The 19,121-nt window shown below is 51.1% G+C and carries 19 protein-coding genes and 1 other RNA gene; 12 read left to right on the plus strand and 8 right to left on the minus strand.

Going from position 1 to position 19,121, the window contains the following annotated elements; genetic code table 11:
• Positions 1–160 precede the first annotated feature (160 nt).
• The 3 genes from zapA (at position 161) to ACKQAD_RS12430 (ending at position 1,429) form a co-directional block, all read left to right on the plus strand.
• On the plus strand, positions 161–490 hold the full coding sequence (zapA, locus tag ACKQAD_RS12420) for a cell division protein ZapA (protein WP_409160436.1): 330 nt from the start codon (positions 161–163) through the stop codon (positions 488–490).
• Positions 491–564: 74 nt separating this feature from the next.
• Positions 565–748: non-coding RNA, 6S RNA (gene ssrS / locus ACKQAD_RS12425), on the plus strand.
• A 39-nt stretch (positions 749–787) separates the two neighbouring features.
• Positions 788–1,429, plus strand: coding sequence for a 5-formyltetrahydrofolate cyclo-ligase (locus ACKQAD_RS12430; protein WP_409160437.1), 642 nt, complete (start codon positions 788–790; stop codon positions 1,427–1,429).
• On the opposite strand, the gene nadR is transcribed toward ACKQAD_RS12430, so the two are convergent.
• On the minus strand, positions 1,426–2,679 hold the full coding sequence (gene nadR / locus ACKQAD_RS12435; protein ID WP_409160438.1) for a multifunctional transcriptional regulator/nicotinamide-nucleotide adenylyltransferase/ribosylnicotinamide kinase NadR: 1,254 nt from the start codon (positions 2,677–2,679) through the stop codon (positions 1,426–1,428). The genes ACKQAD_RS12430 and nadR overlap by 4 nt on opposite strands.
• A 101-nt stretch (positions 2,680–2,780) precedes the next feature.
• Positions 2,781–3,680: a LysR substrate-binding domain-containing protein gene (locus ACKQAD_RS12440; RefSeq protein WP_409160439.1), complete on the minus strand. Its 900-nt coding sequence runs from the start codon at positions 3,678–3,680 to the stop codon at positions 2,781–2,783.
• A 118-nt stretch (positions 3,681–3,798) separates the two neighbouring features.
• Between ACKQAD_RS12440 and ACKQAD_RS12445 the strand changes: the two genes are divergently transcribed.
• Complete coding sequence (locus tag ACKQAD_RS12445) at positions 3,799–4,194, plus strand: VOC family protein (protein WP_409160440.1); 396 nt, start codon at positions 3,799–3,801, stop codon at positions 4,192–4,194.
• A gap of 64 nt (positions 4,195–4,258) precedes the next feature.
• Here the strand turns inward: ACKQAD_RS12445 and radA are convergent, their stop codons facing one another.
• Both radA and serB read right to left on the minus strand, forming a co-directional pair.
• Positions 4,259–5,641, minus strand: a complete 1,383-nt coding sequence (gene radA, locus ACKQAD_RS12450; protein WP_409160441.1) for a DNA repair protein RadA — start codon at positions 5,639–5,641, stop codon at positions 4,259–4,261.
• 17 nt (positions 5,642–5,658) lie between these two features.
• The gene (gene serB, locus ACKQAD_RS12455) at positions 5,659–6,636 is read right to left on the minus strand and encodes a phosphoserine phosphatase (RefSeq protein WP_409160442.1); all 978 of its coding nucleotides are present in this window, start codon (positions 6,634–6,636) and stop codon (positions 5,659–5,661) included.
• A 157-nt stretch (positions 6,637–6,793) separates the two neighbouring features.
• On the opposite strand from serB, the gene ACKQAD_RS12460 reads away from it, so the two are divergent.
• Entirely contained in the window at positions 6,794–7,489 is a 696-nt protein-coding gene (locus tag ACKQAD_RS12460) for a YtjB family periplasmic protein (protein ID WP_409160443.1), read from the plus strand.
• Positions 7,490–7,528: 39 nt separating this feature from the next.
• On the opposite strand, the gene ACKQAD_RS12465 is transcribed toward ACKQAD_RS12460, so the two are convergent.
• Entirely contained in the window at positions 7,529–7,975 is a 447-nt protein-coding gene (locus tag ACKQAD_RS12465) for a hypothetical protein (protein WP_409160444.1), read from the minus strand.
• The gene (locus ACKQAD_RS12470; protein ID WP_409160445.1) at positions 7,939–8,448 is read right to left on the minus strand and encodes a hypothetical protein; all 510 of its coding nucleotides are present in this window, start codon (positions 8,446–8,448) and stop codon (positions 7,939–7,941) included. The genes ACKQAD_RS12465 and ACKQAD_RS12470 overlap by 37 nt, the downstream gene beginning before the upstream one ends.
• A gap of 292 nt (positions 8,449–8,740) precedes the next feature.
• Between ACKQAD_RS12470 and prfC the strand changes: the two genes are divergently transcribed.
• From prfC to ACKQAD_RS12505, 7 genes are all read left to right on the plus strand, one after another.
• A complete protein-coding gene (gene prfC, locus ACKQAD_RS12475; RefSeq protein ID WP_409160446.1) occupies positions 8,741–10,330 on the plus strand; it encodes a peptide chain release factor 3 in 1,590 nt (529 codons plus the stop codon).
• Between the two features lie 550 nt (positions 10,331–10,880).
• Positions 10,881–11,489, plus strand: coding sequence for a molecular chaperone OsmY (osmY, locus tag ACKQAD_RS12480; RefSeq protein WP_409160447.1), 609 nt, complete (start codon positions 10,881–10,883; stop codon positions 11,487–11,489).
• 184 nt (positions 11,490–11,673) lie between these two features.
• Positions 11,674–11,835 (plus strand): DUF1328 domain-containing protein, encoded by a 162-nt coding sequence (locus tag ACKQAD_RS12485; RefSeq protein WP_012773166.1) that lies wholly within the window; start codon positions 11,674–11,676, stop codon positions 11,833–11,835.
• A gap of 162 nt (positions 11,836–11,997) precedes the next feature.
• Positions 11,998–12,186 carry a CsbD family protein gene (locus ACKQAD_RS12490; RefSeq protein ID WP_409160478.1) on the plus strand — a complete coding sequence of 63 codons (189 nt, stop codon included), beginning with the start codon at positions 11,998–12,000 and terminating at the stop codon, positions 12,184–12,186.
• Between the two features lie 99 nt (positions 12,187–12,285).
• Positions 12,286–13,083, plus strand: coding sequence for a TatD family hydrolase (locus tag ACKQAD_RS12495; protein ID WP_409160448.1), 798 nt, complete (start codon positions 12,286–12,288; stop codon positions 13,081–13,083).
• A 322-nt stretch (positions 13,084–13,405) separates the two neighbouring features.
• The gene (locus ACKQAD_RS12500; RefSeq protein ID WP_409160449.1) at positions 13,406–14,683 is read left to right on the plus strand and encodes a NupC/NupG family nucleoside CNT transporter; all 1,278 of its coding nucleotides are present in this window, start codon (positions 13,406–13,408) and stop codon (positions 14,681–14,683) included.
• A 182-nt stretch (positions 14,684–14,865) separates the two neighbouring features.
• The gene (locus ACKQAD_RS12505; RefSeq protein WP_409160450.1) at positions 14,866–15,582 is read left to right on the plus strand and encodes a 4'-phosphopantetheinyl transferase family protein; all 717 of its coding nucleotides are present in this window, start codon (positions 14,866–14,868) and stop codon (positions 15,580–15,582) included.
• Positions 15,583–15,634: 52 nt separating this feature from the next.
• Here ACKQAD_RS12505 and ACKQAD_RS12510 read toward each other — a convergent pair whose 3' ends face one another.
• Together ACKQAD_RS12510 and ACKQAD_RS12515 are read right to left on the minus strand one after the other, a co-directional pair.
• Positions 15,635–17,596, minus strand: coding sequence for a TonB-dependent receptor domain-containing protein (locus ACKQAD_RS12510; RefSeq protein ID WP_409160451.1), 1,962 nt, complete (start codon positions 17,594–17,596; stop codon positions 15,635–15,637).
• A gap of 98 nt (positions 17,597–17,694) precedes the next feature.
• Positions 17,695–18,936 (minus strand): MFS transporter, encoded by a 1,242-nt coding sequence (locus ACKQAD_RS12515; protein WP_409160452.1) that lies wholly within the window; start codon positions 18,934–18,936, stop codon positions 17,695–17,697.
• Between the last annotated feature and the right edge of the window lie 185 nt (positions 18,937–19,121).

Genomic DNA, 19,121 nt, shown 5'->3' on the forward strand with positions numbered 1-19,121 from the left:
TGCTATGCTACCACCAAGCTCCCTTTCGATACCAGAAAGGGCTTGTATCTTAGATCTCGGCTATATATAGTTGCGCCCGCTTTAACGAGCCCGATGTAACGGGTAATGCTCACGCTATGCGGCACGCGGGCGCAAGAACGACAAAAGGCAGGAAGGTGGTATGTCTGCACAACCAGTAGATATTCAAATTTTTGGCCGTTCGTTAAGAGTGAATTCCCCGCCAGAACAACAGGAAGCGTTGAATCAGGCGGCGGAAGATCTTAACCAGCGGTTGCAAGATCTTAAAGTTCGCACTAGAGTCACAAACACTGAGCAACTGGTGTTTATTGCCGCGCTGAATGTGTGCCATGAGCTGGCGCAGGAGCGAGGTAAGACGCGTGATTATGCGTCGAATATGGAACAGCGTATTCGTATGTTGCAGCAGACCATCGAACAGGCGTTGCTGGAACAGGGTAAGATCACCGAACGTCAGGGTGCGCAATTTGAATAACGTCGTATTTTGACAAAAGTACGGTGTTTTTACGCGGTAAGACGTGCTAAGGTTTATCGCGAGTAACGAATAAAATTTCTCTGAGATGTTTGTCAGCGGGCCAGTCCCCTGAGCCGATATTTCATACCAACAGAATATAATGCTCTGCGGTTGGTGAGCACGCTCGGTTCGTCCGAGAAGCCTTAAAACTGCGACGTTATGTTCACCTTGAACCAAGGGTTCAAGGGTTACAGCCTGCGGCGGCATCTCGGAGATTCCCTTTCTTTTATCATTCCTGACCCGTGGCGAATGCAGCCCATGTCATCTTCTGATTCATCGACACTTCCCGATACGACACCTTCTTCTACGGCATCATCACGTCAGCAGATTCGTCAGGCTGTGCGGCAAAATCGGCGTTTACTGACGTCAGAGCAGCAGGCGTTATTTGCACAACAAGCGTGTAAACGGGTCATCGCGCACCCAAAAATTATCGAAGCAGAGAGCGTAGCGGTATTTCTGTCGTTTGATGGCGAGCTGGATACACAGCCGTTGATTCAGCAGCTATGGCGGCAGGGGAAGCGCGTTTATTTGCCCGTTCTGCATCCGTTTTGCGTCGGGCATCTGCTGTTCCTGCGCTATGCGCCGGACACCGAGCTGGTACGTAATCGTCTGAAGATTATGGAACCGCGTCTCGACGTGCGCCAGGTGTTACCGTTACCGCAGTTGGATATTCTGCTGACGCCGCTGGTGGCGTTTGATCAGCAGGGGCAGCGGCTTGGCATGGGCGGTGGTTTTTACGATAGGACGTTGCAGTATCGCAACCAGATGTCTCGTGGGCCTTACCCAATTGGTCTGGCCCACGATTGTCAGCAGGTTGACGCTCTGCCGGTGGAAAGCTGGGATATTCCGCTGCCAGAAATGATTACTCCCTCCCGCCATTGGCAGTGGAACACGCGCTAGCTTTTTATCTGTTCAGGCGAACGATCGTGACCCAGCATCTGCTGCACCAGTTCCACACAGTGCAGGAAACGCGCATCGTAATCCGACTCTTTGATATAAACGTACGGGATATTATTGTCAGCCAGCATCGTTTTCAGCAGATTCTGGAACTCCGAACGTGCAGTGGTACTGCCTAAGCTGCGCAGTCCATCAGCCACCCATGGCGTATTATTTTCCAGCAAAATCACCAAATCGAAGCGGTATTCGTCAACTAACGCCTGAACGAACGGGTGTTCACGACCTTCATATTTCTTGCAGAACGCCTGCGTGGTGACGAAATCGGTGTCGATAAAGGCCACTTTATTGGCGTATTTGACGGCAAAATCGATGTACTGTGCCTGACCTAGTGCGATCTTGTCGTAGTCGGAATATTGCAGTGCCATCTCGTCGCCACCCAGATGGGAGAACACATAATCACGGCCATATTCCCAGGCGCTGGTGGTGTTGAAGATATTGGCCAGTTTATTCACCAGTGTGGATTTACCGCTGGATTCACCACCAAGAATGGCTACCGTGCGCACAAAGAACGGCTTAACCTCGGTCGGGATATAGTCCCAATAGCGGAAGGGATCGTGGCGAATCTGCGAACCGCTGATGTTCATAAAGGAGCGCTGCGGGTCGATCAGGACGGCCTCAATGCCCAGATGTTCGCGGTATTGCGGGGCATCCTGCTCTTCGCTGGTGTAGACAAAATTGGGTGTGATGCTTTTTTCCTGCATGAACGCCTTAATGCCTTTACTCCATACATCCCAGCCGTGCGGATACGGTTCCATTCCTTGCTCATTAAAAGCATGAATATGAATATTTTTCTGATACTTAAAGGTCTGCAAGAGCCAGCGCAAGCGGTCGCTGACGGTGGGCTGCTGCGACATCGAGCTGTTCTCAAACAGCAAACGATCACGTGGTTCGTCATAGCCCAAAATCACATGCAGTTCATCGACCTGACTACAAGCGCGTTGAATCAGATAAATATGGCCAGTGTGTAGCGGATAGAACTTGCCGAAGACGACGCCAATACTCTTTTCGTAACGCGGGAATTCCAGTTCAAGAAAGCGATGCAGCGCTTCCAGCTTCTGCGCGCTAGGGCTTTTGATCTTGGCATTAAGTAACTGACTGAGATAGCCTTTGGTCATATCGGTTGCGTCGGCAACCTGCTGTAGGGTGCAACCCTTCTGCCGGATGGCGGATTTCAGGTAATCAAATGATGACATGGTGCAGCACTCTTGTTTAGCTTACTAAACAAAATACCACAAGATAAGGCAATATCTGCTTTTTTTAGGACGGTTATTGGCGTCACTCAACCTCTACGCTGTCATTGTGTCCGTCTACTCTCTGCCATTTCTGCCGTTAACCAGTCGCGAAACTGTGCGATAAGCCGGTGTTTCTTACTGTGTGGGCTCTCAACGAAATAGTAGCAACCTCCATCAAGCGCTGTCGTAAACGGCGCGTAAAGCAGATGGCTGCGCAATGCGTTCTGCACGATTAGGCTGCTAGCGATCACGGCACCTTGCCCAGCGATAGCGGCCTGAATGGCGTGTGTTTCATCGTTGAAATGTGAGCCATGCGTAATATCTAACGCCTGCGGCCCATGTTGATCTCTCCACCGGCTCCAGTCGGGCGTTGATGATGGGATGCGCCTGCCATCAACGTGGATAAGTGGGATCGTTAGCAAATCTTTTGGACGTGTTATCGTGAATTTTGGGCTCACCGCGAGAAGAAATTTATCTTCGAACAGGCAGGGTGACGCCAATGTTCCATCAGGCGTGTTGCCATAGCGAATCGCGATATCAATTGCCGCAGTTTGCATATCGACGATGTGATCGTCAGCATGCAGGCGTAGATCGAGATCCGGGTAAGCATGACGTAACTGCGCCAGACGAGGCATGAGCCAGTGGGAGATAAATGCTGTTGTGGCGGTCAGTGTCAGCACGTGATTCACCGGGGTTTCGGTGACCCTTTCTACTGTATCCTGAAGTAACGTAAATGCCTGACGAGTGCCAGCGTAGAGCAATTCACCTTTATCCGTTAATGCCACGTGGCGTGGATTACGCTCTAGCACGCGCTGGCCGAGATGTGCTTCCAGCAGGCGAATCTGGTGGCTAACTGCCGTTGCGGAAACGCCGAGCGCATCGGCGGCATGTTTAAAGCTGCGTAGCTCAGCCACTTTATCAAAAGCTAGTAGCGAACCTAGCGGAGGAAGTCTTTTTTTCATGCTGATTTTTATTCATCTTATGCTGAAAAGGATGACTTTGAATGCACCATTCTAACGAGAATATTCTGTTTCAGGCAGCTAACGATGTGAAAATTAATTCATCAATGAGGAGTGCTTTATGTCTGAACAGAAGGTAAAAGAGTTAAGGCTAGTGGTCACTACGGAGGATTTCGATAACGCACTGGCATTCTATCGCGATCGATTGGGGTTACGGCAGCAGGATGCGGTACCGCCGGATAGCGGTCGTGTCGCCATTCTGGAAGCGGGAAGGGCGACGCTAGAGCTGGTTGAACCGGAAACTGCGGCGTTTATTGACCGTGTTGAAGTCGGTGAACGGGTGTCTGGTTGGATTCGCGTTGCCTTTGAGGTTGATGATGTGGTGCAGACGACGGATACGCTGACCGCGTCGGGAGCAACGTTGCTGGGTGCACCGAAAGAAACGCCTTTCCGCTCTGTAAATAGCCGACTGGATGCGCCGGCGGGATTACAGTTAACGCTTTTTCAACGGCAGTAATGAAAGAAAACGGCCTGCTAGCGGGCAGGCCGTTGCTTGGATTGGAGTGTTAGTGTGAGCGCGGCTATAGATCGTCGAGGATCGCCAGCGCATCGGCCAGCTTTTTCACGCCGAACACCTGCATACTGGCAGGGGTTTTCTTCGGCATATTGGCATGAGGAACGATGGCGCGTTTGAAGCCGTGCTTGGCGGCTTCGGTGATCCGCTCTTGTCCGCTGGGAACCGGGCGAATTTCACCTGCCAGACCGACTTCACCGAAGATGACGAGATCCTGTGGCAGCGGACGGTCGCGGAAACTGGAGACTAGCGACAGCAGCAGCGCCAGGTCGGCACTGGTTTCGGTGACCTTGACGCCGCCGACGACATTCACGAACACATCCTGATCCGACATCTGTAAGCCGCCATGGCGATGCAGCACTGCCAACAGGATGGCTAAGCGGTTTTGCTCCAGCCCGACCGCCACGCGGCGCGGGTTGGACATCATCGATTGATCCACCAGCGCCTGAATTTCGACCAGCAGCGGGCGCGTGCCTTCCCACACCACCATAACGGAACTGCCGGACGTCACTTCGTCCCCGCGGCTGAGGAAAATCGCCGATGGATTGCTGACCTCGCGTAGCCCTTGTTCCGTCATGGCGAACACACCCAGTTCATTGACGGCACCAAAACGGTTTTTATGGCTACGCAGGGTGCGGAAGCGGGAATCGGCATCACCATCCAGAAGCACGGAGCAGTCGATGCAGTGTTCCAATACTTTCGGCCCGGCGAGCGAGCCGTCTTTAGTGACGTGGCCGACCATCACGATAGCGACGCCGCGCGTTTTGGCGAAGCGCGTCAAGTAGGCTGCGGTTTCACGCACCTGCGCGACGCTGCCGGGGGACGATTGAATATCAGCGAGATGCATGACCTGAATGGAATCGATCACCATCAGCTTCGGCTGTTCCTGCTCGGCAATCAGGCAAATCTGTTCGATGCTGGTTTCCGACAGCATATTGAGATTCTGGGTCGGCAGGTTGAGACGGTGTGCTCGCATCGCCACCTGCTGCAATGACTCTTCCCCGGTGACGTACAGGGTTTTCATATTTTCTGACAGTTTGCACAGCGTTTGCAGTAGTAGGGTACTTTTACCCGCACCGGGGTTACCGCCGATCAGAATCGCGCTGCCGGGAACGACGCCGCCGCCCAGAACGCGGTCAAACTCCTGAAAACCGGTAGAAAAACGGGGCAGGGCTTCAAGGCTGATTTCCGAAAGTTTTTGTACCCGACTGACGCCTGCACTCTCACCCGCATAGCCGGTGAGACGGTCGGAACGTGATACGGACGCCGATGCCAGACGGACTTCGGTAATGGTGTTCCAGGCATGACAGGCGCTGCACTGCCCTTGCCAACGCGGGTAGTCAGATCCGCATTCATTACATACAAACGCCCGTTTGACGGCTTTTGCCATGGTTCACCTCCCGCTAGTTAACGTTTTTCGTGTCTCATACTACCGCTGAGAATGCACAGCACGCCGGTCAAGTCGGCATGACGGATGGTGACTGTAGACTGCTCATTGACCTTCGGTTTGGCGTGATAGGCAATGCCTAAGCTGGCAGCCTTGATCATCGGCAAATCGTTCGCGCCGTCACCAATTGCAACGGTCTGATGCAGAGGGATTTCCAGCTTTTCCGCCAACTGTTGCAGCGTGGTCGCTTTGTATTTTGCATCGACAATCTGACCTATGACGTCGCCAGTCAGTTTGCCGTCTTGCATGCCTAATTCGTTGGCAACGGCGGCCACCAGGCCTAGATCATCACGCAAATAATCGGCAAAGTAGGTAAACCCACCCGACGCAATGGCAACGTGCCAGCCTGCTTCCTGAAGCTGGCTAACCATATTACGCAGGCCCGGCATCAGTGGCAGCGTCTTAAGTACCGTTTTTAAAATGTTGGCATCGGCACCTTTTAATGTCCCCACGCGCTGGCGCAGGCTGGCAGCGAAATCCAACTCGCCGCGCATCGCGCGTTCGGTGACTTCAGCGACTAACTCGCCTGTGCCTGCCAGCTTGGCGATTTCATCTATACATTCGATCTGAATCGCAGTGGAATCCATGTCCATCACTAGCAAACCCGGAGAACGCAGCGTCGGCGCATTACGCATGGCCGCGACATCAATACCCAGTTCGTGAGCCAGTTTGGTGGCGCGTGGCGTCAGCGTGCCAGCTAAACGTACAACCTGATAATCGCCCACGTTCCAGGCGCTCACGATAACCATCGCGCAGCCCAGTTTACGCTGATAGCGGGAAATCAGATTTTTATCGAGGACATCGCTATAAATAAGCCAGCCAGTGTCGCCAGCGCGGTAGTCAAGCGGCATCACTTCGTCACCACTCAGTGATAATGGCAGTCCCGGCCAACAGTTGATCTCATCAGGGAGATCACGATAGGTCAGACTATTCGACATGGGGTAAATCCTCTGCTGGCAGTAGTGCAATAAAGTCGTGCGATAAATAAGGGATGTGGCGTCGACCAAACATATCCCTCCAAAAACAGGGCAACAAGCTATCCTATCGTCGGCGCTTCTGGCAACATGAAAGTATCCAAAACGTGTAAGGATTATCATGGTTCGCGCCCGGGTGAAATTTCGTCTACACCGCACGGCAATTGTGCTGATTTGCCTTGCCCTGCTGGTGATATTAATGCAAGGGGCGTCCTATTTCAGTTTGAGCCACCAGATGGCGCGATCTGAGCAGGTTGAAGATCTGGCGCGTACGCTCTCCAGACAGGTGGCTTACAGCCTTTCTCCGCTGATGGGCAGCGTGGATGATAATAGCCAAAAGATTACTACCATCCTCAAGCAGCTTACCGATCACAGCCGCATTCTGGATGCCGGCGTATATCAGCAGGACGGCTCGCTGGTGGCGCATGTCGGTGAACAGGTGCAATTGCGAGACCGACTGGCGCTGGACGGCAATCGGGTTGGCAGCTACTTTAACCATCAACTGGTGCAGCCGATTGAGGGGAAAGAGGGGCCGATTGGCTTCCTGCGTATCACCTTAGATACCCATGTGCTGGCAACCGAAGCCAGACAGGTGGATAACACGACCAATATTCTGCGTCTGATGATTTTGCTTTCGCTGGCTATCGGCATCATTCTGACCCGCACGCTGTTGCAGAATCGTCGGACTCGCTGGCAACAGTCGCCTTACTTTCTTACGGCAAGTACGCCTGTGAAAGAGGAAGGGGACGAAGCAGAGAGCGACACGCGGCCGAATGACAGCACGGCAGTGAAAAAGGACGAGGAAGAAAAAGCCTGACGACCTTCCGTACAAACGTCGTGTTTGTACGGGGGGTGGCTATTTCAATGCCTGCTGAAACGTTAGCCAGTGATTATAGAATTGATTGACGATTGAGTTGTATTCGCTCTTGGTATAGCGATCGAAATCAGAGGCAGCGATATAGTCGCGGAAGCTACCGAACCAGGCAGAAACATCGGTTGAGGCCGCACGCGAGAAAATTTGCTGGCGCTGAAGTTGGGTTGCTGACGTGCCTTCTGCGTTCTTTTGCAGTTCCAGAAATGTCGTGTTCGCCTTATCGGTGTCTCCTGCGTCGACGCTGCGCTGGTACTCATCTTGCAGAATGTTTTTTTCCAGATTACTCAAGGCGTCAGACTGGGACTGGATGAAATTTTGAATGTCACGATCGGCGTTTTGATGATAGTCGTTGTTTACATAGCGGTGTTTGAGTTCTTCCAGTTTTGCGGCTTTTAGCGTGATTTCGATACTCTCGGTGGGTAGCTCCACAATGTCACGCTGGATGGCTTAGATAGCGCCTGATGAACCAGACCGATAAAGTCTTCTTTACTGGTGCCACTGTCCTCTCTGAGGTGATTTGACCAGAGTTCAAGGGCCATTTCGTTCGTGCCGATGTTATCAATAGATAGCCTGATGTCTGAGTTAGATGGCGTATTGGCATTGCTTTGTAGTATCAGATTTCGATTTTCAAGTATCTCAGCCTGAAGTGCATTCTGCTCTATTTCACTGAGATTTGAGCGAGGAGCGATTACCACATTTTCTTTCAAGCGTGTCATCGCTTCCGCAGAAATTTTTATATTCTTGGGAAAAGTGAGCGTCTTTCCGGTCATCGGTTCAATGATTTGTATGCTATTGGCCGTGGTGGGCTCTGTCGTTGCTGTGTACTGTGTGGATGATAAGGGGGGCGCGGTGCTTTGGGCCTGAGAATTGCTATAACCCGTATTATTTACAGACAAGCTCATACTCTCTCCTTAAGGGCGATTAAGTGGTTAAATATTGACCTGAGCATTATCGGCAAAGAGGGATGGTAACTTTATAAATGATTTATTCCGTTATTATTGCCTGTGGAAGGCTGAGGTTTGTCGGGTAAAGACAGCTGCTTTGCTGTTTATGCCATCACCGATTGTGTCTGCACGTTAAATCAGGGAAAATGCGCGGCTACCGTTTATTTCCGCTTTGCCTGACGATCTGACATCGGTGTGTTGTTGACCTTGATGCTGACGCCGGGTGGCTAACAAAAGAAACCTGAAAATCATGTCTCCAAGTGAATACGCCCGCGAAGTCTCTAAAAGAAGAACGTTCGCTATCATTTCTCACCCCGATGCCGGTAAAACTACGATTACCGAAAAGGTCCTACTGTTCGGACAGGCGATTCAGACTGCCGGTACGGTAAAAGGGCGTGGTTCGAATCAGCATGCAAAATCCGACTGGATGGAGATGGAAAAGCAGCGTGGTATCTCTATCACCACGTCCGTGATGCAGTTTCCTTACCGTGATTGTCTGGTTAACCTGCTTGATACGCCGGGACACGAAGACTTCTCCGAAGATACCTATCGTACGCTGACGGCGGTGGACTGCTGCCTGATGGTGATCGATGCCGCAAAAGGGGTCGAGGATCGTACGCGTAAGCTGATGGAAGTGACACGCCTGCGTGACACGCCTATCCTGACGTTCATGAACAAACTCGACCGTGACATCCGCGATCCGATGGAAGTGCTGGATGAAGTCGAGAGCGAGCTTAAAATTGCCTGCGCGCCGATTACCTGGCCGATTGGCTGCGGTAAATTGTTCAAAGGCGTATACCACCTTTATAAAGACGAAACCTACCTGTACCAGAGTGGTAAAGGCCACACGATTCAGGAAGTGCGTATCGTTAAAGGGCTGGATAACCCGGAACTGGATACTGCCGTTGGCGAAGAGCTGGCCACGCAGTTGCGTGAAGAGCTGGAGTTGGTGAAAGGGGCATCGCACGAATTTGAGCTGGACGCGTTTCTGGCAGGTGAACTGACGCCAGTCTTCTTTGGTACGGCGCTGGGTAACTTTGGCGTTGACCACATGCTGGACGGCTTGGTCGCCTGGGCGCCCGCACCGATGCCACGTAAAACGGATACCCGTGAAGTCACAGCGGCGGAAGAGAAATTCACCGGCTTTGTGTTCAAGATTCAGGCGAATATGGACCCGAAACACCGTGACCGCGTGGCGTTTATGCGCGTGGTGTCCGGGAAATATGAAAAAAGCATGAAGCTGCGTCAGGTTCGTACCGGTAAAGACGTGGTGATTTCAGACGCGTTGACCTTTATGGCGGGTGACCGTTCCCACATTGAAGAAGCCTATCCGGGCGATATCATCGGGTTACACAACCACGGTACTATCCAGATTGGCGATACATTTACGCAGGGTGAAGACATGAAATTCACCGGTATCCCCAACTTTGCGCCGGAACTGTTCCGTCGTATTCGCCTGCGCGATCCGCTCAAGCAGAAACAGCTGCTGAAAGGGCTGGTACAGCTGTCCGAGGAAGGTGCGGTGCAGGTCTTCCGTCCATTGACCAACAATGATCTTATCGTGGGCGCTGTTGGTGTGCTGCAATTCGATGTGGTGGTTGCCCGTCTGAAAACGGAATACAACGTTGAGGCGATTTACGAGTCGGTTAACGTTTCTACCGCGCGCTGGGTTGAATGCAGCGATGTGAAGAAATTTGAAGAGTTTAAGCGTAAGAATGAACTGCATCTGGCGCTGGATGGCGGGGATAATCTGGCCTATGTGGCGCCGACGATGGTGAACCTTAATCTGACGCGGGAGCGCTACCCGGAAGTGACGTTCCACCAAACGCGCGAGCATTAATTTTTATAACGACACTCATTTTATAATGGCATCGGTTCACAACGAAATGGATTAATATGCTGCGGTTTCACGAAAATAATCGTGGTTGTCGAGCTTAAATCGTGACCATGTTATTAAAATAATCATTACCCGGTTATGTTTGGTTTCAGAACCAAAATAGCCGGTTTTTTTATTTTTAAATGCATTAAAAAACAGTGTATTACATGTTTCTTCTGCAAATTTCACCTTTTCATTCTGGTGCCACAGACAAATCTGAATTGCTGTGCATATTCCCTTGTTCCCCTGTGAATTTTCATTCTGTGGGCTATAGTTAACAGCGTGTTAACTGGTTTAGCTTGTTCAACTGTTAACGTAATTTAAGTTGGTTCATTGTTTTGATTTGTTTCGCCTTTGCAATTCAATACTCTGATTTTTTTATGCAAGAAGAGGGAATCATCGGAGTATTGGGAATGCCATTATCACCCTGATTTGTTGATGGTAGTGCAGGCGTTAACGTGACCCAAAATAGGTTATTTCGGGTTTATAGAAAAGCATAAGAAGGAAGACATCGATGAAAAAGACCAAATTGGCACAATCGCTGATCGTAGTGGCTTTGGGTTCTATTCTGGCTGGCGGTGCTATGGCTGAAGAAACGTTAGGGCAGAAAGTTGATCGTATTGCGGATACAACTGGTGCAAAAATCGATAGCTCCGCTAATAAAGCGTCTGACTACATGAGCGACAGCGCTGTCACAGCAAAAGTGAAGAGTGCGTTGCTGGAAGACAAATCGATTACCAGCAGCGACATTTCCGTTGAAACATCCAAAGGTGTCGTCACACTGAGCGGCTTTGTCGGTAGTCAGGCGCTCAGCACCCGAGCGGTAGAAATTGCTACGCAGGTTGAGGGCGTTCAATCCGTCAGCGACAAACTGCAGGTGAAAGATAATCAATCACAATCGGTTGGCGCTTATGCCGATGATGCTGTGGTGACCAGCACAATTAAGGCCAAATTGCTGGCGGATGACATCGTTCCATCCCGTAAAGTGAAAGTCGAAACGCAGGACGGCGTTGTGCTATTGAGCGGTGCAGTGGACAACAAAGCGCAGTCTGACCGTGCAGAAAGCGTTGCCAAAGCCGTTGAGGGCGTGAAAAGCGTCAAGAACGATCTAACCTTTAAATAACCATCGTTATTTCAAACATAGCTATTATTAAAAGTAGCTATTTCACACAAGGTTATCCGTGATAGCGGATAACCTTACCTAATCCGCATAATAAAACACCATCTGTGGATACGCAGTCAGGACGCAGTACCGCGTCAGGATGACCACCATGATTATTTTTCATTTTGTCTGGTAAGGAGAGCGTATGTTTCGTTGGGGCATTATATTTTTAGTGATCGCACTCATCGCGGCAGCACTGGGTTTCGGTGGACTGGCTGGTACCGCAGCTGGCGCGGCGAAAATTGTCTTTGTGGTCGGTATTATTCTGTTTCTGCTTAGCTTGTTCACCGGTCGAAAACGGCCGTAGCACAGCACATTCTTTCGTTCTTTCTTTATAGATAGATAGAAAGAAACATAGATAGAAAGACATGTCATACAGAGCACACAGCCGCGCCACGCGGCTGTCATATTTTACCGGCACACTGTCCGTGTATTTGCTGCATTTCGACAGTTTATCAGGAGGTTTATGATGAATAGCGATATCGTTGTTGGCAAATGGAAACAGTGGAAAGGGAATTTTCTGGCGCTGTGGGCCGATTGGTTTGACAGCGATTGCGCCTGGCTGGAAGGGAGTAACGATTACTTGTCCGGCGTAGTGCAAGAGGGTTACGGAAAAGCGCACGAAGAGGTATCCTCAGGGAAAACCACGTTACACTGAGGCTTTACCGCAGCGACAAGTTCTATTCTGCCATGAGGTTTTGGCAGGATATCACTTGGCCGTAGATTAGGTCGCCTCATCTTGACGGAGAGAAGCGACGTGCCTTCTGAACGATACCGTTTTATCGACACCCATTGCCATTTCGATTTTCCCCTCTTTTACGATGCCGCACCGGAAAGCTTACGTCTGGCGCAAGACGCGGGGGTTGAGCGCATCATTATTCCGGCTGTGGCTTCTCAGCATTTTGAGCGTGTGTTGACGCTCGCTCGCACTTACTCACCGCTTTACACTGCGCTGGGTCTGCATCCGCTTTATATCGCCGAACATCAGGAGAGCGACCTGCTTTGTCTGGAAGACCAACTGCGTCAGCAGTCTGCTAGATTGGTAGCCGTGGGTGAGATTGGGTTGGATCTCTATATGCCGGACCCGCAGTTCGAGCGACAGTTTACCTTCCTTGAGGCTCAGCTTCGTCTGGCGAAAAAATACGATCTCCCGACTATCCTGCATTCGCGGCGCAGCCACGACAGACTGGCGCAGTTGCTCCGCCGGATTGACGTGCCACGCACCGGGGTGGTTCACGGGTTTGCCGGGAGCCTGGCGCAGGCGCAATCCTTCATCCGGCTGGGTTATTACATTGGCGTAGGGGGAACCATCACCTATGACAGAGCGAATAAAACGCGTCAGGCGATTGCACAACTGCCGTTAAATCGGCTTCTGCTGGAAACTGATGCACCCGATATGCCGATGAGTGGCTATCAAGGGCAGCCAAACCGACCCGAACGCATTTCGTGTGCGTTTCACGCGCTGTGTGAGATACGCGCGGAACCGCCTGAGGAGATTGCTGAGGCGCTCTGGCAGAATTCGCATCGGCTGTTTGGGCGACTCACTCAGGCATAATATGGCTATCGTTATGGTACTCGCTGTTACGCAACGATGATTCCTTTAAGTGGAAGTCAGTTTGCTTCTTCTTTTCTCTTATTTCTGTGTAACAACTGGCAAAACAGTCATTCTTATTTCATATATCAACCATAAATTTGTGATGCAGATCACCTTTTGGTCTTTTCTACTGTTCGATGTTGTGTGTATTTGTGACATAAATTAGCGACCTTCACGAGCCTGTCTTTATAATCAGTTCGCCAGATAGTTATTTTGCCCTGATGGCTGATTTTTATTTTTGCTCTCACTTTTTCACGCGTTATCGCGTTATAGGGAACTACACATGCAACTCGTTATGAGTCTCGTCGGCGTGCTTGTTCTGATGTTATTCGCGGTTATGTTATCCACTAACCGTAAAGCGATCAGATTGCGCACCGTAGCCGGTGCTTTCATTATTCAGGTTGGTATCGGCGCGCTGGTGCTATATGTACCAGTAGGACGCAAGATTCTGGAGGGCATGACTGGCGGTGTAGCAAACGTTATCGCCTACGGAAATCAAGGCGTTTCCTTCATGTTTGGCGGTCTGGTCTCCGACAAAATGTTCGAAGTATTTGGCGGCGGTGGGTTTGTTTTCGCACTGCGCGTATTGCCGATTATCGTCTTTTTCTCTTCCCTTATCGCCGTGCTCTACTACATGGGCATCATGCAGTTGGTCATCAAGGTACTCGGTGGCGGATTGCAGAAGCTGTTAGGAACCTCCCGTACTGAATCGCTCTCGGCAACGGCCAACATCTTTGTCGGCCAAACGGAAGCGCCTCTGGTGGTGCGTCCCTATATCGCCAACATGACGCAGTCAGAGCTGTTTGCCGTGATGTGTGGTGGGTTGGCCTCGATTGCGGGTGCCGTGATGGCGGGCTATGCCCAGATGGGTGTACCACTGGAATACCTGATTGCTGCATCCTTCATGGCTGCGCCTGGCGGGTTGCTGTTTGCCAAACTGATGGTGCCGGAAACGGAAAAAACGCACGACCATGACAAGATGGTTGGGTTTGTTAATGAAGACGATCGCCCGGCTAACGTTATTGATGCGGCGGCAAGCGGTGCGGCTTCTGGTATGCAGTTGGCGCTGAATGTGGGGGCGATGTTGCTGGCATTTATCGCCTTGATCGCCGTGCTGAACGGTATTCTTGGCGGTATCGGCGGCTGGTTTGACTACCCGCAGCTGTCGCTGGAACTGATTCTCGGCTGGTGTTTTGCACCCGTTGCGTTCCTGATTGGGATTCCGTGGAATGAAGCCACCGTTGCGGGTTCGTTCATTGGGCAAAAGCTGATTGTTAACGAATTCGTGGCTTACCTGAATTTCAGTCAGTATCTGAAAGCGGATGACGTGGTTGCTACTGCCGGTTTGCAGGTTCTGTCAGATCATACCAAAGCTGTGATTTCGTTCGCGTTGTGCGGCTTTGCTAACCTTTCGTCTATTGCTATCCTTATCGGAGGTTTGGGCAGTATGGCACCGACTCGGCGTCAGGATATTGCCCGCTTTGGTTTGAAAGCGGTCACGGCAGGTACGCTTTCTAACCTGATGAGCGCCTGCATCGCAGGGTTCTTTTTGGCTCTGTAGTCCTTGCTGACTACGTCGTTTGCGGGCCCTGTAATGTAACCAGGTATTCTTGCAGTAGCGAGATAATGGGCGGCGAAAGTCGCCCATTGTTCGTTTATATCCCTACATTAATCAGGGATCAAGCGTGGTCTACGCCGCGTTTACTGAATGCGGGTGCGATATGCTTGCCTGAGTGGAGTGACATGCTTTCTGCTTTTATTGACGATGTTGAATGGATTACTTTTCCACGGGCAACGGATGGTGCCACCTACCCAGGTATGACTGCTCGCTGCCATTTCCATTTGTCTGCCTATGGCGACGCGCTGTTTGCCGCGGCGAATATCCCTTTTCCTGATGCGCTAGCGCGCGCCGTGCCGAAACGGCGCGCCGAGTTTCTGGCTGGGCGCTATCTTGCCAGACACGTATTGAATAAACTGGGTCACCCCGAGTTTGTGCTATGCAGTGGGGAAGATCGTTCACCGCAGTGGCCTGAAAATATTGCCGGTTCGCTGAGCCATAACAAAGACAGTGTACTCTGTGCTGCGCATGTGCGCAGTGATGAAGCATCGTGTGTGGGCGTTGATATCGAAGGATTTATCTCCGACGAGCGCGCGCAGTCGTTGTGGCCTGGTATCATCGGTGATGAGGAATACCAGTGGTTTCAGGAACGTGATGAATCGTTCTGCTGCTTGCTGACGGTAAGCTTCTCGGCGAAAGAAAGTCTGTTCAAGGCACTTTACCCGCAGGTGCGGCACTACTTTGACTTTCTTGATGCCAGACTGGTGGCGCTGGATATCACCAAACGTGAGTTTGAGCTGGAATTGTTAACCGATCTGACGCCGACGTTTTATGCCGGGCGCCGTTTTAAAGGGGCGTATCTGCTGAGGGAGTACGACGTCACCACCTTTATCTGTTGCTAAAAAAGCCCGCGAATTCGCGGGCTCAGAGTCATTCATTAGGGCTTAATTGGCATCAGAATTTATAGCTCACGCCGCCGTACACTGTGCGTCCAGACAGGAAATAGTCGTTGTTGGTGGCAACGTAGTCCCGTTTTTCGTTGGTTAGGTTCGTGACGCCCAGTTTCAGATCCACGTTTTTAACCGGCGTATAGGTGGCACCGATATCCACGGTATTGAAGCCACGAGTTTTGCTGACTTCGTTATCAAACAGATACTGATTACCTGTGTATTGGTAAGCAATATAAGTCGATAGGTTATCAAGCGTCTGCCAGTTCAACTGCGTGTTAACCGTATTTTTCGGTGTTTGCTTCAGGCGTTTTCTGGTGGTGCGGTCTTCGGCATCAACCACGGTCCAGTTGGTGGTCCAGTTCAGGGAATCTGTCACATCGACCCAGAATGAGGTTTCAATTCCCTGAATGCGCGCTTTATCCACGTTTTCATAGGTGAGGCGCGTCGCGACTCTGTCCCAGGTTTGGACCTGAATCATGTCTTTAATATCGTTATTAAATAGCGTAACGCCTGCGCCAAATCGTTCAGCTTCATAGGCGGTGCCGAGCTCATAGCTGATTGATGTTTCTGGTTTCAAGTCTGGGTTACCGACCGTCTGGCAACGGCCACGGCAGGCGGCGATGGCATACGATTCAGATGATTGCGCAATGGAAGGGGCTTTAAACGCTTTGCTGACGCCGCCTTTTACCACCCAGTTATCAGTGAGGTTATAGGTGGCATAAGCGCGCGGGCTGAATTCTGTACCGTATGTCTCATGCTTATCGACACGTCCGCCAAAGGTTAATGACACATCGGCCAGTTTGAATTCGTCTTGCAGGAAGAGCGCGCCTTGGCTCACGTCAATGGTGCCGTTGGGCAGATTCATGCTGTGTTTAAGTGAGGTTAAGCGGTATTCTCCGCCACCGGTCAGAAGATGATCGCCCACATAGCCAGAAACCTGGCCGTCAACGGTATGGTTATCCTGAGTAATGTCTGCTTTGCCATTATTAAGTTGAGAATTATCCATCAATTCTACATTTTCGTAGTAGTAGCGCAGACGCGTATCGACGTTATCCCAACTGCCGTTGTGCGTTAACCCCAGCCCCAATCGATCCATTTTTTGAATGTTACGCACTGCTGTACCGTAGTTATTCCAATGTACGTCACGGTCATCTTTGGTGTAGGTGGCATCAAAATCCAGACTCTGCTTGTCATCAATCAACCACGTTAAATTTCCTATCACGCTGTAATTATCACGTTTTTCTAGTGCATCAGTATTCTGATTCACCGACTGTTCCGTTTTCCATGCGTCACGTTTTCCACCATCGACTAACAGGCTCCCCAGAAGTGTGTTTTCTATGAGTGGTCCACTGATATAACCGTTCAGACGGTTGTGGTCGCCGCCCGATCCTTCTGTTGGTGCTTCAAAGTTATAGCCAATTTCGCCTTTAAGATCGTTAGTCGGTTGGTTCAGGATGACATTAATGACGCCGCCTAGTGCATCGGCACCGTACAAGGAGGACATGGGCCCACGGATCACTTCGACACGATCGATAGCTGAGATGGGAATCGCACTCAGATCGAAATCATTTCCCATGTTACCAGCAAGCGCATCGCGGGAATTGACCCGACGTCCATTGATCAGCAGCAAGGTGTAGTCCGCTTTCATCCCACGGATCTTGATTTCGTTGCGGCCATAGCTGGTCGATGGGTTGATGTTAATTCCCGGCAGCTTTTTCACCGCATCTGACACGTTATTCACCGACATTTTTTCCAGCTCGCCGCGAGTGATGACAGAGACACTCGCGGGGGCGCTCAGCGTCGTGTGTTTTGTCTGTGTTGCCGTCACGACGATTTTTTCATCTGTCGCGTTTTCTGCCTGTGCGAACGCAGGCTGTGCCAGTAACCCGGTCACCAACAGGGCGCGATACACCTTGCTGTGTGGGAAATGATGATGTGAAAAACGGTTTTCCGATTTTAGCTGCATGTCAAAGACCCCATCAAAGAGTGGAAAAACATCCCCATAAATAAATTGCGTGCTGTGTTGCGTGTATTGCCGGTCCACTCATTCGTGAATCGATCGGCTTATTGCCGTATAGCCTGTGCCGGTTGGCGTGCAGCCAACTGCGGAATCAGGCGCATGGTCAGCAGCATGGCGGCCAGCGCAAATACGGTGCTGGCGACGGCGAGCTGCGAGAATCCGTCAATTTTCCCCTCTGCGGAGGTACTCAGATAAGCCGCAGAAGCGACGCTGGCAAGCCCTGACGCTACGTTGGCTGCGGTGCCCTGATAGGACATAAACGCGGCGCGCTGATGCGGTAACGGAATGCCTGCGGTAATCGCCAGCGTGCTGCTGGAACGAGCTGCGCTGAGCGCCATGAACAGAGTGAACACCAGATACAGGGAAAGCGAAAAAGACAAAACGAAACCAAAGAGGATCACAATGGCCAGTAGCAGCGTCGTTATCACGATTGTCCGGCTGGCATATCCTCGATCCAGCAGATTGCCGCACAGTTGCATGGTCACCATGCTGGCCAGCCCACCGCAGAGATAAAGCAGGGAAATATCGTCCCGTGGGAACGCTAAATTGAACTGAAAGTAGTTGGAAAAATGGGGAATCAACAGGAAATGACCGAACATTTGTAGCGAAACCACCGTTAGTCCCAACAGGAAAAGCGGGGATGCCAGCAGATCGTGTAATACGGAAGTGGGCCTTTTACTGGGAGAAGCGTTTTGTTGATACCGGTGCGTCGGCGGCATGGAAGGAAAGAGCCACAGCACTAACAGCGCCAGCAACAGGCCGCCGAGGCCGAAAATATAAAACGGTGCTTGCCAGTTAATACGGTGAGCCAGCTCCAGCGACAGCGGCATGATGATGATGGCCGCGAGTGAAAAACTCATACCGACATAAGCCAACTGCTTCCCGCGCTCATTGGCTGGCACGATATCGACTACCGCCGCCATCAACACGCCAGAGGCTGGCCCGGCCACGCAGCCCGCCAGAATAAACAGCACTAAAAGATGGGCTTGGCTGGAGGCAAACATGCAGGCTGCTGTCAGGCCAAAGCGCAGCGTCAGCAGAACGATCAGGGCATGTTTACGGTTAAATCTGTCCAGATAAGGGGCCGCGAGGAAGCCGACGATGGCAGAGGCAAACGTTGCGCCGCCGCTAATGTAGCCGATGTTCTTGGCATCCATCGATAGCGCGCTGATAAAATCGGGGCCTAACGGCATCACCATCATCAGGCTACCGAGGGAAAGCATGTTGATGAGCAACGCCAGATGCACAACGGATCGGGTGTGCTGGCGGTACATGCTTTCATCCATGATGGGCTCACATTTAGACACAGTTAGTAAAATATTCGCGCAGTCTAGCGCAGCTTAATTGCCATGACAATAAATGATAAGTATTTTCATTATCATTTGTGATGTGCGTTTTATAATCAACACATTCCTATTGCTAATCATTAACTGTTATGAATGATGATCAAAAAAATTGATTAATATCAATA

The sequence above is a fragment of the Pectobacterium artocarpous genome, assembly GCF_046159765.1.
GTDB lineage: Bacteria > Pseudomonadota > Gammaproteobacteria > Enterobacterales > Enterobacteriaceae > Pectobacterium.

What these genes read in the sequence shown, in the direction of transcription:
- zapA (WP_409160436.1), top strand. Translation starts at nt 161, where the DNA reads ATGTCTGCACAACCAGTAGATATTCAAATTTTTGGCCGTTCGTTAAGA.
- ACKQAD_RS12430 (WP_409160437.1), top strand. Translation starts at nt 788, where the DNA reads ATGTCATCTTCTGATTCATCGACACTTCCCGATACGACACCTTCTTCT.
- nadR (WP_409160438.1), bottom strand. Translation starts at nt 2,679, where the DNA reads ATGTCATCATTTGATTACCTGAAATCCGCCATCCGGCAGAAGGGTTGC.
- ACKQAD_RS12440 (WP_409160439.1), bottom strand. Translation starts at nt 3,680, where the DNA reads ATGAAAAAAAGACTTCCTCCGCTAGGTTCGCTACTAGCTTTTGATAAA.
- ACKQAD_RS12445 (WP_409160440.1), top strand. Translation starts at nt 3,799, where the DNA reads ATGTCTGAACAGAAGGTAAAAGAGTTAAGGCTAGTGGTCACTACGGAG.
- radA (WP_409160441.1), bottom strand. Translation starts at nt 5,641, where the DNA reads ATGGCAAAAGCCGTCAAACGGGCGTTTGTATGTAATGAATGCGGATCT.
- serB (WP_409160442.1), bottom strand. Translation starts at nt 6,636, where the DNA reads ATGTCGAATAGTCTGACCTATCGTGATCTCCCTGATGAGATCAACTGT.
- ACKQAD_RS12460 (WP_409160443.1), top strand. Translation starts at nt 6,794, where the DNA reads ATGGTTCGCGCCCGGGTGAAATTTCGTCTACACCGCACGGCAATTGTG.
- ACKQAD_RS12470 (WP_409160445.1), bottom strand. Translation starts at nt 8,448, where the DNA reads ATGAGCTTGTCTGTAAATAATACGGGTTATAGCAATTCTCAGGCCCAA.
- prfC (WP_409160446.1), top strand. Translation starts at nt 8,741, where the DNA reads ATGTCTCCAAGTGAATACGCCCGCGAAGTCTCTAAAAGAAGAACGTTC.
- osmY (WP_409160447.1), top strand. Translation starts at nt 10,881, where the DNA reads ATGAAAAAGACCAAATTGGCACAATCGCTGATCGTAGTGGCTTTGGGT.
- ACKQAD_RS12485 (WP_012773166.1), top strand. Translation starts at nt 11,674, where the DNA reads ATGTTTCGTTGGGGCATTATATTTTTAGTGATCGCACTCATCGCGGCA.
- ACKQAD_RS12490 (WP_409160478.1), top strand. Translation starts at nt 11,998, where the DNA reads ATGAATAGCGATATCGTTGTTGGCAAATGGAAACAGTGGAAAGGGAAT.
- ACKQAD_RS12500 (WP_409160449.1), top strand. Translation starts at nt 13,406, where the DNA reads ATGCAACTCGTTATGAGTCTCGTCGGCGTGCTTGTTCTGATGTTATTC.
- ACKQAD_RS12505 (WP_409160450.1), top strand. Translation starts at nt 14,866, where the DNA reads ATGCTTTCTGCTTTTATTGACGATGTTGAATGGATTACTTTTCCACGG.
- ACKQAD_RS12510 (WP_409160451.1), bottom strand. Translation starts at nt 17,596, where the DNA reads ATGCAGCTAAAATCGGAAAACCGTTTTTCACATCATCATTTCCCACAC.
- ACKQAD_RS12515 (WP_409160452.1), bottom strand. Translation starts at nt 18,936, where the DNA reads ATGGATGAAAGCATGTACCGCCAGCACACCCGATCCGTTGTGCATCTG.